This window comes from Streptomyces sp. NPDC057099, from assembly GCF_042671245.1.
Taxonomy (GTDB): Bacteria; Actinomycetota; Actinomycetes; order Streptomycetales; family Streptomycetaceae; genus Streptomyces; species Streptomyces purpurascens.
The window spans coordinates 10178-25269 of the sequence record NZ_JBHUTX010000022.1 but is presented as its reverse complement, the minus strand read 5'-3'; the positions used below and the strand labels follow the sequence as shown (position 1 = coordinate 25269).

Genomic DNA, 15092 nt, shown 5'->3' with positions numbered 1-15092 from the left:
GCGCAGGGGGGAATGGAGCGAGCGGCCGCTTGGCCGCCCGCTCCCTGGGGGGAGGCGCGTCAGGCCGGGGATTCCTCGATGCTGGCGCCGGCCGGCAGGACCGAGACCATCGCCATCAGCGCGGCATCGAGTGGCCCCTGGTACATGCGGACTTCATCGACGGCGCCGGAGAGGTACTCGCCGGCCGTGGCTCCGGTCAGTGCCCGGCCGACCTGGAGACTCGTCGTGCTGAAGTCCCAGGTGTTGTCCCAGGCCGCTTTGCCCACCGCCATGCCGTTGACATAGAGGACCACTTCGCCGAAGACCGCGTTATAGACCAGCGCGAGGTGGTCTCCGGCTCCCTGTGAACTCGGCACGCGATTGGGGTCGAGCACCGTCACCGGAGTGGTGGTGCCGGCGTCGGTCGCCACAAGCTGCCACCGGGCTGCTGCGGCACTGTACTTGACCCTGATCGCGTTGCCGCCGCTTCCGGACAGGGCCAGCACTGTCTGGTCCGTCATCGGCTTCGCCGAGGCGAGCCGGGCACGAGCGGTGAGGGTGAAGCTGTCCTCCCGGGACAGCAGCCCGGCGGATCGCGTCGCGTAGGCGCCGGTGCCGTTCAGGGCCAGGTGGCCGTCACCCCACAGCGGTGCGGCGGGTGGCATGCACTCCGGATCGGCCGCGGGGTCACAGGAATCGTCCGGCACGTAGACGGAGGCACCGCCGCCGAGGGCCAGGCCGGTACCGCCCGCCGCTTCCGGGGACAGGCTGCCCGCCGCCTCGTCCAGCTGCCAGTAGGCGAGTTGGTGGGGCTGGATACCGCCGAGCTGCTGTCCCTCGGTAGGCGGGATGACGCGGTCGTGCAGCTTGACGTCGGCCACGCTGCCCTTGAGGTGGTTGGTGTATCCGCCGAGATCGATCTTGCGGCCCATCTGGAGCGCTCCTGCCGCGTTCCATGCCGTGTGGCGCGCCTGGACGTCGTCGGCGACCAGTACTCCGTTGACGTACAGCATCATCTTGCCGAGTTCGGCGTCGTACACACCGATGAGATGGGTCCAGCTGCCGGCCACGGCCGCGGCGCCGGAGACCTTCCACGAACCGAGCGACTCGATGTCGCTCACCGGAATGCGGAAGGCCCACGAGGAGGCATCGACGTCGTACCCCAGCTCGAAACCCGGCTGGGCGGTACCGTCCTGGCTGACGACGGTGACGTTCTCGGTGGGCAGCGAGGGCAGCATCACCCAGGCGCTCACGGAGAAGGTGCCACTGGTGTCGACAGCGGCTGCCCCGGAGTCGAGGTACGCGTTTTCGGTTCCGTCCAGCGAGGCCGCGGTATCGGTGGAGCCCAGAGGACCGTCCGCTTCGAACGTCACTCCTGAGCCGGGGGTGGCGTCCGGCGCTCCACTGCTGCCCGCGGCCTTCGAGGAGTTCTTGGCGTCACCGAGTGTCCATGCCGCTACCGGAGCCCGCCCGTCGCTGACCAGGAAGACGTGACTCGTCGGCGTCTTCTGCGGGTTGCCCGCACCGTCCACCGCGGTGACGTGCAGGGTGTACGAGCCCTCGGCAGGTGGCATCCAGCGGATGGTGGCCGGGCCACCGGCGGTCCGAGGATTCACTGTCTTCCGTGTGGAGTCTGCCTGGGAGCCCGTGAAGTAGTACCTGTACTGCGTCACGTCCGCGGCCGGCGAGTCCATCGTGAAGTCTCCGTAGTCACCTACACCAGCGTGCCAGTCGTCGTCGCTCGGGTACTGGGGCGACGTGACCGCGGCTGCCTGGGGCTTGGTGTCGTCGAAGATGAACTCACAACGCGTCTGGTCACCGTCGCTGGACCAGGGCCCGGATGCCTTCTGGTCATAGCCACGGACCGCCCAGCCGATGACGGTGTTCTTGGGCAGGGAGAACCCTGCGTGCTCATCGGTCGACAGGTCGGAACCGACGGTGTACTTGAATGTCGCCTGGCCGGTCTGGCCGTCCTTGCTGGCGTCGACGGTGCTCTTCTTGCCCGTCTTCGCATAGCGGACGACTTCCGAGCCGGAGCTGTTGGTCCACCACACCTTGAACTCGGCCTGCAGATCCTCCGAATTGGATCCCAGGTCACCGTGGTCGTAGTCCTTGACAACGGCGTACAGGGTCGGAGCCTTGGTCACGTAGTGCTCGGTGGCGCGCCCGTACTCGCAGGTGTCGCCGGGCGTCATGCTCAGGTCGTCCTGATCGGGCCGGAGCGGTGGCCGGTTGTAGGTCACCGAGACATGCGCGTTGCCGCAGAAGCGCTTCCAGTACGAGGTGTCGGATTCGCTTCCTGCCTTCAAGCGAAACGTCGTGGTGTCCCAGCCGTTGTCGGCGGCCTTCTGAATGGTGCCCGTCACGCCGAAGCGCACGTTCTGGTTGGTCGAGGTGCACGATCCGGCGGGGTTGGTCGGAGACTTGGAAGCGACCGTCTCCTTGGAGGAGGGCTGGTTGGACCAGTTCGTCGACGAGTTGATGGCACTCGCGCCCGTGCTGTTGACCCGGGCGAGCTGCACCTCGCGCCCGGAGTCGCTGTACGTGTGCACCATCGTCACGGCGAACTCTGCGCTGACGATGTCCTTGCCCTTGAAAGTGCCGGTCGGTATCGCGAAGAACTGGCGCTTTACGTCGCTGTTGCTAGAACAGCGATACGACACGTCGGAGGGGCACCGGCCCAGACCCTCGTCGTCTCCGAACTTCCAAAACTCGGCGGTCGAGTAGTGCGAGGACACCATGGTCCAGCCGCTGCGGTTCGCCGTCTTGACGACGGGGTCTATGTAGACCGGGTAGACGGTGTCCGCGTCGGCGAGCATGTCGGCGTCAGGAGTGAGCGTCATGGTGCCGGGCTCGAGATCCACGGCGACGTCTGACACCTGAGCGCCGTCCGGCGGGGTAATCGTTTCGTCATCGGCCGTGCCAGGAGCCGAGGGCTCCGGGGCCGCACCCGTGCTGGAGTCCCACATCACAGGCTGTGGCGCCTCGAAGACGTCTCCCCCGGCTCCGCTGTCGGTGGCGGCGAGCCCGCCGCCCGCTGTCTTGGACAGCTTGAGCGAGGACGTGTCGACCGGCAGCTCCAGCCTGGCCAGCTCCGGGTTGGCCGCGGCCTCGGCGTCCTTGACGACCAGTACGTGCGAGAAGCCCTCGGCGCCGGCCGTCACCTTGAGGTCGACGCCCGGCAGCACGTTGGTGTACGTGGCGGTCGGGCCGTCCGTCTTGGGCTTGGGCAGCTCGTCCGGCCAGTTCAGGGCGAGCAAACGTCCGTCCTTCTCGATCTCGGCGAAGGTGGTGTCGCCCCCGCCGGAGAAGGACATCGCGGTCAGTGCAGCCTTCGGGGCGAAAGTGCCGTTCTTCTGCTCGACCAGCGTGGTGTCTATGTCCGTCCACGCGCCGTTCTTCCGCACACGGACCGGCTGCACGTACTCGGTGCTGGTGAAGGTCCCGTCCGGGTTGGCGACCGTGGCGCTGCGCTCATCCCGCAGGCTGAGGATCTCGACCGGCTTGCCGGACTTCGCGGCCTCGGTCCGGGCGTCGGCCATGCTGAGTGCCGGGACTTCGGAGCCCTTGGCCGTGGCCACGCCGGAGGCGGCTGCCTCCTCGGCGGCAGGCACCACGTTCAAGCCGGCCGCGAGCAGGGCCACAAGCGTGGTGGCGACCGTGACCGTACGGGGTCGGGTGCCCATCGTGACGCGTTTCCTTCTTTCCGGTCCGCTGCTCATCCGACCGTTCCGAACGCCACACCCTCGTTGGGCAGCCCGTCCGAGCCGGGCAGGTAGGTTGTGGTGCCGAGCTTGGTCGCGCCGTCGATGTCCGTCCAAGGCAGGACGTAGAGCACTCCCTTGGGGGAGTCGGAAGCCTTGCTGTGGGGCACACCGAGGTAGAGGTAGTCAGACCCGGACGTCAGGGCCGTGCCGTTGTAGTCGCGCGCGGTAGCCGTGCCGGGCAGCCCCGAACCGCGGACGAGGATCTTGTCGGCCGAGCCGACGGCCGTGTCCAGCGGGCGGAGAATGCGTACTGCCCCCGCGTCCTTGGCCGAGGCGGTATCCCTGCCGGGCACACCGACGGCAAGCCGGACCGTCGCGGTCGTCGTGACGACGGCGGTATCGGTGTTGGCGATCGTCACGCGTTGCCCCATGAAGTCTCCGGCGGCCGGGGCCTCCCCGAGGTCCACGGCATCGATCGCCGCGACCTCCGTGTAGGTGCCGGACGGCTGGACACGGAACACCGCGGCACCGCCGGCGTCACCGGTCCTGTCGATGTCCTCTCCCGGTGTGCCAACGGCCAGGAGTACGTCCGAGTTGTAGGTCTGGTCACCGGGCCGGTAGCTCGTCATGGAGAGCGAGCTGCCGAACCCGTCACCCGCCTCGGCGGCACCCGCGACCCCGGCGCCGTCCTGGTCGAGCCCGACGAGAGGTGTGGGGAGACCAGCGGCCATCGTGTGGCTGAAGACACTCACACCGCCGGCGAACTTGGCGTTGCCGATCGCTTCCCCCGGAGCGCCCACGGCGAAAAAGCGGTTCGTTCCCGCCAATGAGTATCCGAAGCGATCATGCGCCTCGACGTCCCCGGGAACACCCGGGTCCTTCTGGCTCACTGAAACCTTCGTCGCTCCCTGAACGTACGCGACACATCCGGCGTCGGTATAAGTCGTCCCGCCCGCGGTGACGTTCTCGCCCGGCACGCCGACGACGAGGTAGGGCGAGCCGCTCGCTGTGCCCCCGGCCCTCACCGCGTGACCGAACCAGTCGTATGCCTCGGTGGACGTGCTGGGGTCGAGTTCCGACTGGGTGTACCCCTCCACCTTCGAGCCCGGGCCTATGCCGGCCGGTGTGCCGTGGATGACGTACACGGCTCCCGCGTCGACCAGTTGCGTTCCGCCCTTGGCAACGTCTTCGTACGGGGCACCGACGACCAGGTCGGTGCATCCGTCTTCATTGACGTCGTACGACGTGCGGGAGAAGCCGAACTGATCACCGGCTTCAGGGGATGCACCCATGCCGTTCATCGCCTGGGTGATCTCCGAGACGCCCTTGCCCCCGCCCAGCACGACACGTACCAGCCCGGCGGCCTTGGCACCGTTCACCGCGGCGTTCGGGTCGGCAATCACCGTGTCGGCGACACCTTCACCATTGAAGTCACTCACCGTTCCGGCCGCACAGGTGGCTGCCGCCGCCTGTGGAGAGCTCACCGACAAACTGCCTATGGCCAAGGCAAAGGCACCTGCTGCCGCAGCCAATATCCAGCCCTGACGCATACGCGTACGCACACCCCACCCCTTGGGCTCACCCGGGCAGACCCCCCACCCGCTATGAAAGTTGTAAGCGCAGACTAAATATGGCGCCGGTAAAGAATGTCAACCCCTGCACCCCCGCGACTCAGGAGCGCAATCCCAACCAAGAGGCGGACATATCACCCATCAGGCCAACTGGCCGGAAGTTGCCCTGAGCTGGCACTTCTTCGCAAGCTCACTTCGCAGGCACTCCCACTTCATGGTATCTTCACATGCCATATGGCACCTTTCCCCGCGCACAAATAGACCATCGGCGCATTCCGAACGCCGGAGAACGGGGCGTGCCTCGTTTCTCTGGGGGAGCGTTACGATGGCCGGCCCTGCCGTTTCGGTGATTATCGCTGCGTACAACGCGATGCCTTATCTCACGCGTTGCATCACCTCCGTAGCCGAGCAGAGCATCGGCGAGAACGCATTGGAAGTACTCGCGGTCGACGACGGTTCGACCGACGGGACGGGTACGGAACTCGACCGGCTCACGGAGGAATACCCAACGCTGTTACGGGTTTTTCACCAGACGAATTCCGGTGGCCCTTCAGCGCCCCGGAACAAAGGGCTCGACCATGCCCGAGGGAAGTACGTCTTCTTCCTGGACGCCGACGACTACCTGGGCCCGGAGGCCCTGGAACGCATGGTCGCCATGGCCGAGACGAACGGCACCGACATCGTGCTCGGCAAGATGGTGGGGGTCGGCGGACGCGGGGCACCCACCTCGATGTTCCGGCGCAACCAGCCACGGACCGACGTCTTCTCGTCCCGCGTGTACTGGACCCTCAACCCCATGAAGCTGTTCCGCCGTGACCTGCTGGAGCGGCTGGAGCTGCGATTCCCGACGGATCTGAAGATCGGCGAAGACCAGCTCTTCGTCGGCCCGGCCTATCTCCACGCGAACGGAATCTCCGTACTTGCCGACCACGACTGCCTGTTCTGGGTCGAGCGTGAGGACAGCGGCAACATCACGCTGCGGACCGGCGGTTCAGAGCCCCGGCTGCGATTTCTACCCCGCGTGATCGACATGCTCCTGGAGCAGGTGCCACCCGGCCCCGGCCGTGACCACCTGGCGCACCGCCACCTGACAGTCGAGGTGCAGCAGCTGCTCGACCACCTGGTACACGAGCCTCGCCTTGAGCAGGAGAAGGCCCTGGCCCGGCTCGCCGAAGTCATCGCGCCGCTGTGGCACGAGGGACTGAACGACAGACTGTCGGCGATGGCCCGCCTACGCCTTCACCTCGTACGCCACACCATGCTGAACGAGTTGCTCGAACTGCTCCGCTTCGAGGGCGCGCTGGGCCGGACCGGCGTCTCCACCCCTGTTCTCGTCGACGGCGGCCGCGCCTACGCCCGCTATCCCTTCCTCCGCGATCCTGCCCGCGGCATTCCCGACACCTGCTACGACGTCACCCGGCAGCTCGGGGTACGCCACCGCGTCACCCGCGCCGAACTGCGCGGCACAGCTCTGCACCTGGCCGGGCACGGGTACCTGCACCGGATCGCCACCGAGGATGTGACGACGGAGCTCGTGTTGCGCGAGCGGGAATGCGGCACGGCGCACCGGTTCCCGGTCACTCACACCGCGACACCTGGACTCGGCAAGGAGGAGGACGAGGGGCGGTATGGCTACGAGGAGGCCGGTTTCGAGGCCACCGTAGACATCACCACCGCCTGCGACGGAGACCCCCTTCCCGACGGGCTCTGGGACATCTTCCTCGCGATCGGCGCTCAGGGCATCTCGCGCGAAGTTCGCATCGGCGGCAAGCGGGCCCCTGGCGTCTCCGGGGCGACAAGAACCCACATCGTCGCCAGCGGAGAGGAGATCCGAGCCGTCACGCTCTACGCCACCAAACCGCACGGCAACTTCACACTCGACATCGGTGAACGCAAGCACGAGGTGCTGCCGCAATTGAGCCTTCCCACCGTTCGCTGGGCCCCGGGCTCCCCCACGGAGCTGGAGTTCGCCGGCCGGTGCACACTCGCCGCCTTCCCGGACGGCGCCCTCGCCATCCTTCTGGAGGACGATCGGTACCACACCGCTGTCTTCCCCGCCCGCACGACTTCACAGCCCGGCGGTGATTTCATCGTGCGGGTTCCGGTCACCGAGCTGCCGGCCGGGCTCTGGACGGGACAACTGCGGCTCGGTCCTTGGGTGTTGGAGCTGCCGCCACTGCCCGCGAACCTCGCCCCCGCCAAGTGGCGTCGCCGCGGTCTCCCCTGGTACGCGAAGCCCGTGGCGGACCAGGGCGGGGAATTCGCCTTACAGGTCGCCCGTACCGATCTGATCCGGGCCGCGACGCGCCGTCTCAAGCCGTAGTCGGACTCGCTGCCGAACATTCGATGCACGCCTTCGTGATCCGGATCACCGGCCCTGCGGGCATCCCGCCCCTTCCCCCCGGGCACTGACACCAGGGACCCCTGGACACTGCGTGAGGTTAGGCTAGCCTAAGCTTGATTCCAGCCAAGCGGCTGTCAGCCGTGCCCGCAGTGGCTCCGTACGCACGAAAGCAGACTCAGCCATGTCGAACGCCAGAACCGCCCGCCTCTCCCGACGCGGCGTCCTCGCCGCCGGGGGTGCCCTCGGACTCGGCGCCCTCGTGACCGCCTGCGGCAGTGGAGACTCCAAGGACGGCGACTCGGACGCGGCGGCGGGCGGCAAGTCCGGCCCGTGGTCCTTCAAGGACGACCGCGGCAAGTCCGTGCAGCTGAAGAAGACCCCCGCGAACATCGTCGCCTTCACCGGCGTCGCCGCCGCCCTCCACGACTACGGCGTCTCCGTCAAGGGCGTCTTCGGCCCGACCAAGACGCAGGACGGCAAGCCCGACGTCCAGGCCGGCGACATGGACATCAGCAAGGTGACCATCCTCGGCAACACCTGGGACCAGTTCAGCATCGAGAAGTACGCCGCCCTCGCCCCCGACGTGCTGATCAGCACGATGTTCGACGACGCCGGCACCCTCTGGTACGTCCCGGAGGCCTCGAAGGACAAGATCGCCAAGCTCGCCCCGAGCGTCGGCATATCCGTCTACGACCGTCAGCTCACCCAGCCCCTGCAGCGCATGTGGGAGCTGGCCGAGTCCCTCGGCGGCGACGTGAAGTCCGCGAAGGCCACCGACGCCAAGAAGCGGTTCGAGGAGGCCTCCGTGCGGCTGCGCAAGGCCGCCAAGGCGCACCCCGACATCAAGGTGCTGGTCGGTTCCGCGAGCCAGGAGCTGTTCTACGTCTCCGGCACCAACCTCTCCGTCGACCTGGAGTACTTCAAGGCCCTCGGCGTGAAGTTCGTCGAGCCGCCGGAGAAGGCCAAGGCGCAGGGCGGCGGCTGGTTCGAGTCCCTGAGCTGGGAGAACGTCGACAAGTACGGGGCGGACATCATCATGATGGACGACCGCTCCTCGGCGATCCAGCCGGCGGACATCACCGAGGCGACATGGAAGAAGTTGCCGGCGGTGAAGGCGAAGCAGGTCATCTCGCGGTCGGCCGAGCCGATTCTGTCGTACGACAAGTGCGTGCCGTTGGTGGAGAACCTGGCGAAGGCCATCGAGACGGCGAAGAAGGTCGCCTGACGCCCCCTGAAGGGGGTGCTTGAGCAACAGTGGCGGCTGCGGGCCGTGCGTGGCTGATCGCGCCCACGCGGCGGAGCCGCATATCGAAGCAGGCCCGCGCCCCTTGGTTGGCCACCCACCCCCTCTTGTCCCTGACTCCAACTCAGGAGCCCCCCATGACCACCGCCGTGGCCGCCCCGTTCCGTTTCTTTTCCCTCCAGGTCGTGCGGACGAGGCGGCTCGGTCCGTCTCTGGTCCGGGTCACCTTCGGTGGGCCCGATCTGCACGCCTTCCATTCCGACGGGCGTGACCAGTCGCTGTCGCTGTTCCTGCCGCATCCCGGGCAGCCCGAGCCGGTCGTGCCGCTCGAGCTCGGGGACGGCTGGTGGCAGGGCTGGCGCGAACTCCCGGACGACGTACGCGCCGTGATGCGGTCGTACACCCTGCGCGCGCTGCGCCGCGACCCGGACGAGATCGACATCGACTTCGCCCTGCACGGCATCGGGCCGGGCGCCTCCGTCCAGGCCGGTCCCGCCTCCCGCTGGGCCGACCGGGCCGCCGCCGGGGACCGGGTCCTGCTGCTCGGGCCGGCCATCGCCGACAACCGGGCGATCCGCTTCCGGCCGCCCGAGGACACCGACCTCGTGGTCGTCTGGGGCGACGAGACCGCCGTACCCGCCGCCTCGGCCATCGTCGAGGCACTGCCGGCCGGCACCCGCGCCCGGGTCTGGCTGGAGGTCCCGCACGCCGAGGACATCCAGGACCTGGTGACCGAGGCCGACGTCGAGATCACCTGGCTCGTCAAGAACCAGACCCCCCGGACACCCCGGACCCCCGAGACCGTCGAGGGCTCCCCCATGGTCCTCGACACCCTCCGCAACGCCCAGCTCCCGCCCGCCGAGCGGCCGTACGTCTGGATCGCCGGTGAGTCCGGCTGTGTGAAGCAGCTGCGCCGGCACTTCGTACGGGAGCGCGGGATCGACCGCCGCCGAGTGACGTTCGTCGGCTACTGGCGCCGCGGCGTGAGCGAGGAGCAGCTACGCGCAGAAGGATGACCGCCGTTCAGCGATGACCCACGCGTGACCACAGTCACGGCAGAGCCAGGCCTCCCCCCATGCAACTTAGGTTAGCCTTACCTAAGTTCAACCCCGCGGCTCAGCCCACCCACGTCCCGACCGGACAGTCCCCACCGGAGGACCCCCACATGCGCTCGCACCTGCTCAACGACACCACCGCGGAGCAGTACCGCCGCTCCGTGACCGACGGAGTCGAGCGGGTGGCCGCCAAACTCGCCGCCACCGACCGGCCCTTCACCGGCGTCAGCGTCGACGCCCTCTCCCCCCGCATCGACGAGATCGACCTCGACCAGCCGCTGCACGACACGACCGCGGTGCTCGACGAACTGGAGGACGTCTACCTCCGGGACGCGATCTACTTCCACCACCCCCGCTACCTCGCCCACCTCAACTGCCCGGTCGTCATCCCGGCCGTGCTCGGCGAGGCGGTCCTCTCCGCCGTCAACTCCTCCCTCGACACCTGGGACCAGTCGGCCGGCGGCACGCTCATCGAGCGGAAACTGATCGACTGGACGAACGAGCGCATCGGCCTCGGCCCCGCCGCCGACGGCGTGTTCACCTCCGGCGGCTCGCAGTCCAACCTGCAGGCGCTGCTGCTCGCCCGCGAGGAGTCGAAGACCGACTCCCTCGCCAAACTGCGCATCTTCGCCTCCGAGGTCAGCCACTTCAGCGTGAAGAAGTCCGCGAAGCTGCTCGGCCTCGGCCAGGACGCCGTGGTCTCCATCCCCGTCGACCACGACAAGCGCATGCAGACCGTCGCCCTCGCCCGCGAGCTGGAGCGCTGCAAGGAGGCCGGCCTCGTCCCCATGGCCGTCGTCGCCACCGCCGGCACCACCGACTTCGGCTCCATCGACCCGCTGCCCGAGATCGCCGAGCTGTGCGGGCAGTTCGGCACCTGGATGCACGTCGACGCCGCCTACGGCTGCGGTCTGCTCGCCTCCGTGAAGCACCGGGACCGCATCGACGGCATCGAGCGCGCCGACTCCGTCACCGTCGACTACCACAAGTCCTTCTTCCAGCCGGTGAGTTCCTCGGCCGTGCTCGTGCGGGACGCGGCCACCCTCCGGCACGCCACCTACCACGCGGAGTACCTGAACCCGCGCCGGATGGTGCAGGAACGTATCCCCAACCAGGTGGACAAGTCCCTGCAGACCACCCGCCGCTTCGACGCCCTCAAGCTGTGGATGACCCTGCGGACCATGGGCGCCGACGGCATCGGGCAGCTCTTCGACGAGGTGTGCGAACTTGCCCGGGAGGGCTGGAAGCTGCTCGCCGCCGACCCGCGCTACGACGTGGTCGTGGAGCCGAGCCTGTCCACCCTGGTCTTCCGCTACATCCCGGCGGCCGTGACCGACCCGGCCGAGATCGACCGCGCCAACCTCTACGCCCGCAAGGCCCTGTTCGCCTCCGGTGACGCCATCGTCGCGGGCACCAAGGTCGGCGGCCGCCACTACCTGAAGTTCACCCTGCTCAACCCCGAGACGCAGGCGTCCGACATCGCCGCCGTCCTCGATCTGATCGCCGGCCATGCCGAGCAGTACCTGGGAGAGTCCCTTGACCGCGCGTCCTGAAAACCCGGCCCCTTCTCCTGCGACTCATGATTTCGTGGGCATCGGGCTCGGCCCCTTCAACCTCGGCCTGGCCTGCCTGACCGAACCCATCGACGCGCTCGACGGCGTCTTCCTGGAGTCGAAGCCCGACTTCGAGTGGCACGCGGGCATGTTCCTCGACGGCGCCCACCTCCAGACCCCGTTCATGTCGGACCTGGTCACCCTCGCCGACCCGACGTCCCCGTACTCCTTCCTGAACTACCTGAAGGAGAAGGGCCGGCTGTACTCGTTCTACATCCGGGAGAACTTCTACCCGCTGCGCGTCGAGTACGACGACTACTGCCGCTGGGCCGCGAACAAGCTGAGCAGCATCCGGTTCGACACCACGGTGACCGAGGTCCGCTACGAGGACGACGTCTACGTCGTGCACACCGAGGCCGGAGATGTCTACCGCGCCCGCCGGCTCGTCCTCGGCACGGGCACCCCGCCCTTCATCCCCGAGGCCTGCCAGGACCTGGGCGGCGACTTCCTGCACAACTCCCGCTATCTGAGCCACAAGGCGGAGCTGCAGAAGAAGGACTCGATCACGCTGGTCGGCTCGGGCCAGTCGGCCGCCGAGATCTACTACGACCTGCTCAGCGAGATCGACGTCCACGGCTACCGGCTGAACTGGGTCACCCGCTCCCCGCGCTTCTTCCCGCTGGAGTACACCAAGCTCACGCTGGAGATGACGTCCCCGGAGTACGTCGACTACTTCCGCGAGCTGCCCGAGGCCACCCGCTACCGCCTCACGGCCGAGCAGAAGGGCCTGTTCAAGGGCATCGACGGCGACCTGATCAACGAGATCTTCGACCTGCTCTACCGGAAGAACCTCGGCGGTCCGGTGCCCACGCGGCTGCTCACCAACGCCTCGCTGAACAGCGCGACGTACGAGAACGGCACGTACACGCTGGGCTTCCGCCAGGAGGAACAGGGCAAGGACTTCGCGCTGGACTCCGAGGGCCTGGTGCTGGCCACCGGCTACAAGTACGCCGAGCCGGAGTTCCTCGCGCCCGTCAAGGACCGCCTGGTCTACGACTCCCAGGGCAACTTCGACGTCGCCCGCAACTACGCCGTCGACGTCACCGGCCGGGGCGTCTTCCTGCAGAACGCCGGCGTCCACACCCACAGCATCACCAGCCCCGACCTGGGCATGGGCCCGTACCGGAACGCGTACATCATCCGGGAGCTGCTGGGCAGCGAGTACTACCCGGTCGAGAAGACCATCGCCTTCCAGGAGTTCGCGGTATGAGCGCCCCGACCGGCATAGGCACCCTGACCGTCCGCGCGCTCGACCCCCTGAAGGACGCCGAGCTGCTGCACTCCTGGGTCACGCACCCCAAGGCGTCCTACTGGATGATGCAGGACGCGAAACTCCAGGACGTCGAGCGCGAGTACAGCGGCATCGCGGCGCACGAGTACCACCACGCGTACCTCGGCCTGCACGAGGGCCGCCCGGCGTTCCTGATGGAGTCCTACGACCCCCGGTACGTCGAGCTGGAAGGCCTCTACGACCCCGAGCCCGGCGATGTCGGCATGCACTTCCTGGTCGCGCCGACCGACCGGCCGATCCACGGCTTCACCAAGGCCGTCATCACCGCCGTGATGGACGAGCTGTTCGCCGACCCGCGCACCCGCCGGGTCGTGGTGGAGCCCGATGTCAGCAACAAGGCAGTACACGCGCTCAACGAGGCCGTCGGCTTCGTGCCCGAGCGCGAGATCGACAAGCCGGAGAAGCGCGCGCTGCTGAGCTTCTGCACGCGTGACCAGTACCTGGCGGCCCGAGGAGTGGCGATATGACCCTGACCGACGCCGTGGCACACCTGTCCCCCGAGCGCTGGGACCAGGCCAACCGCCTGCTGATCCGCAAAGCGCTCGCCGAGTTCACGCACGAGCGGCTGCTCGCACCCGAGGAGGACGGGGAGCGCTACGTCGTCCGCAGCGACGACGGCCTCACCCGGTACGCCTTCTCCGCCGCCCACCGGGCCCTGGACCACTGGCAGGTGGACGCCGGCTCGATCACCCGGCACCGGGACGGCGCCGAGCTTCCGCTCGCGGCCCTGGACTTCTTCATCGAACTGAAGGACACCCTGGGCCTCAGCGAGCAGATCCTGCCGGTCTACCTGGAGGAGATCTCCTCCACCCTCTCCGGCACCTGCTACAAGCTCACCAAGCCGAACATCACGGCCGCCGAGCTGGCGCGCGGCGACTTCCAGGCCATCGAGACCGGCATGACCGAGGGCCACCCCTGCTTCGTGGCCAACAACGGGCGGCTGGGCTTCGGCATCCACGAGTACCTGTCGTACGCGCCGGAGACGGCGAGCCCGGTCCGGCTCGTCTGGCTCGCGGCCCACCGCTCGCGGGCGGCGTTCACGGCCGGTGTCGGCATCGAGTACGAGTCGTTCCTGCGCGAGGAGCTGGGCGAGGAGACCGTCGAGCGCTTCCGCGGCGTCCTGCGCGACCAGGGCAAGGACCCCGAGGAGTTCCTCTTCATCCCGGTCCACCCCTGGCAGTGGTGGAACAAGCTCGCCGTCACCTTCGCCGCCGAGGTCGCCCGCGGGCACCTGGTGTGCCTGGGCGAGGGCGGCGACGAGTACCTGGCCCAGCAGTCCATCCGGACCTTCTTCAACAAGACGAGCCCGGAGAAGCACTACGTCAAAACCGCGCTGTCGGTCATCAACATGGGCTTCATGCGCGGTCTGTCGGCCGCCTACATGGAGGCCACGCCGGCGATCAACGACTGGCTGGCCCAGCTCATCGAGGGCGACCCGGTGCTGAAGTCCACGGGCCTGTCGATCATCAAGGAGCGCGCGGCGGTCGGCTACCGGCACCTGGAGTACGAGCAGGCGACCGACCGCTACTCGCCGTACCGCAAGATGCTCGCCGCGCTGTGGCGGGAGAGCCCGGTGCCCTCGCTCCAGGAGGGGGAGTCCCTGGCCACGATGGCGTCCCTGGTCCACGTCGACCACGAGGGTGCCTCGGTCGCGGCCGCGCTCATCGAGCAGTCGGGCCTCGCCCCCACGGAGTGGCTGCGCCGCTACCTCACGGCCTACTTCACGCCCCTCCTCCACAGCTTCTACGCCTACGACCTGGTGTTCATGCCGCACGGCGAGAACGTCATCCTCGTGCTGGAGGACGGGGTCGTGCAGCGCGCGATCTACAAGGACATCGCCGAGGAGATCGCCGTCATGGACCCGGACGCGGTACTGCCGCCGACGGTCGAGCGGCTGCGCGTCGAGGTCCCGGAGGACAAGAAGATCCTGTCGATCTTCACGGACGTCTTCGACTGCTTCTTCCGCTTCCTCGCGGCGAACCTCGCCACCGAGGGAATCCTGGAGGAGGACGACTTCTGGCGCACGGTCGCCGAGGTCACCCGCGCCTACCAGGAGTCGATGCCCGAACTCGCCGACAAGTTCAAGCAGTACGACATGTTCGCCCCCGAGTTCTCCCTCTCCTGCCTCAACCGCCTCCAACTCCGCAACAACGAACAGATGGTCGACCTCTCGGACCCGTCCGGCGCCCTCCAACTGATCGGCACCCTCAAGAACCCCATCACGGATTTCTGACCCCCAAAGCAGACGGGCACCCCGGAGTACGGTCCTCCGGGGTGCCCGTCATCGTT

The 15092-nt window shown here is 67.9% G+C and carries 9 protein-coding genes; 7 read left to right on the top strand and 2 right to left on the bottom strand.

The annotated features are described in order from the left end of the window. Positions 1 to 59: 59 nt before the first annotated feature. Both ACFT4A_RS24955 and ACFT4A_RS24950 read right to left on the bottom strand, forming a co-directional pair. A complete protein-coding gene (locus tag ACFT4A_RS24955) occupies positions 60 to 3665 on the bottom strand; it encodes a LamG-like jellyroll fold domain-containing protein (RefSeq protein WP_382833575.1) in 3606 nt (1201 codons plus the stop codon). A gap of 32 nt (positions 3666 to 3697) precedes the next feature. After that, the gene (locus ACFT4A_RS24950) at positions 3698 to 5236 is read right to left on the bottom strand and encodes an integrin alpha (RefSeq protein ID WP_382833572.1); all 1539 of its coding nucleotides are present in this window, start codon (positions 5234 to 5236) and stop codon (positions 3698 to 3700) included. A gap of 235 nt (positions 5237 to 5471) precedes the next feature. On the opposite strand from ACFT4A_RS24950, the gene ACFT4A_RS24945 reads away from it, so the two are divergent. The 7 genes from ACFT4A_RS24945 to ACFT4A_RS24915 all read left to right on the top strand — a co-directional run bounded on the left by ACFT4A_RS24945 (position 5472) and on the right by ACFT4A_RS24915 (position 15036). Continuing rightward, positions 5472 to 7580, top strand: coding sequence for a glycosyltransferase family 2 protein (locus ACFT4A_RS24945; RefSeq protein ID WP_382833570.1), 2109 nt, complete (start codon positions 5472 to 5474; stop codon positions 7578 to 7580). Between the two features lie 202 nt (positions 7581 to 7782). Then, complete coding sequence (locus ACFT4A_RS24940; RefSeq protein ID WP_382833567.1) at positions 7783 to 8826, top strand: ABC transporter substrate-binding protein; 1044 nt, start codon at positions 7783 to 7785, stop codon at positions 8824 to 8826. Positions 8827 to 8981: 155 nt separating this feature from the next. Continuing rightward, on the top strand, positions 8982 to 9860 hold the full coding sequence (locus ACFT4A_RS24935; protein ID WP_382833565.1) for a siderophore-interacting protein: 879 nt from the start codon (positions 8982 to 8984) through the stop codon (positions 9858 to 9860). A gap of 149 nt (positions 9861 to 10009) precedes the next feature. Further along, complete coding sequence (gene desA, locus ACFT4A_RS24930; RefSeq protein ID WP_382833564.1) at positions 10010 to 11452, top strand: lysine decarboxylase DesA; 1443 nt, start codon at positions 10010 to 10012, stop codon at positions 11450 to 11452. Further along, complete coding sequence (locus ACFT4A_RS24925; protein WP_382833561.1) at positions 11436 to 12722, top strand: lysine N(6)-hydroxylase/L-ornithine N(5)-oxygenase family protein; 1287 nt, start codon at positions 11436 to 11438, stop codon at positions 12720 to 12722. Before desA ends, ACFT4A_RS24925 begins: the two co-directional genes overlap by 17 nt. Continuing rightward, positions 12719 to 13270 carry a GNAT family N-acetyltransferase gene (locus tag ACFT4A_RS24920; protein WP_382833558.1) on the top strand — a complete coding sequence of 184 codons (552 nt, stop codon included), beginning with the start codon at positions 12719 to 12721 and terminating at the stop codon, positions 13268 to 13270. The genes ACFT4A_RS24925 and ACFT4A_RS24920 overlap by 4 nt, the downstream gene beginning before the upstream one ends. Further along, entirely contained in the window at positions 13267 to 15036 is a 1770-nt protein-coding gene (locus tag ACFT4A_RS24915; protein ID WP_382833555.1) for an IucA/IucC family protein, read from the top strand. The genes ACFT4A_RS24920 and ACFT4A_RS24915 overlap by 4 nt, the downstream gene beginning before the upstream one ends. Positions 15037 to 15092: the final 56 nt, after the last annotated feature.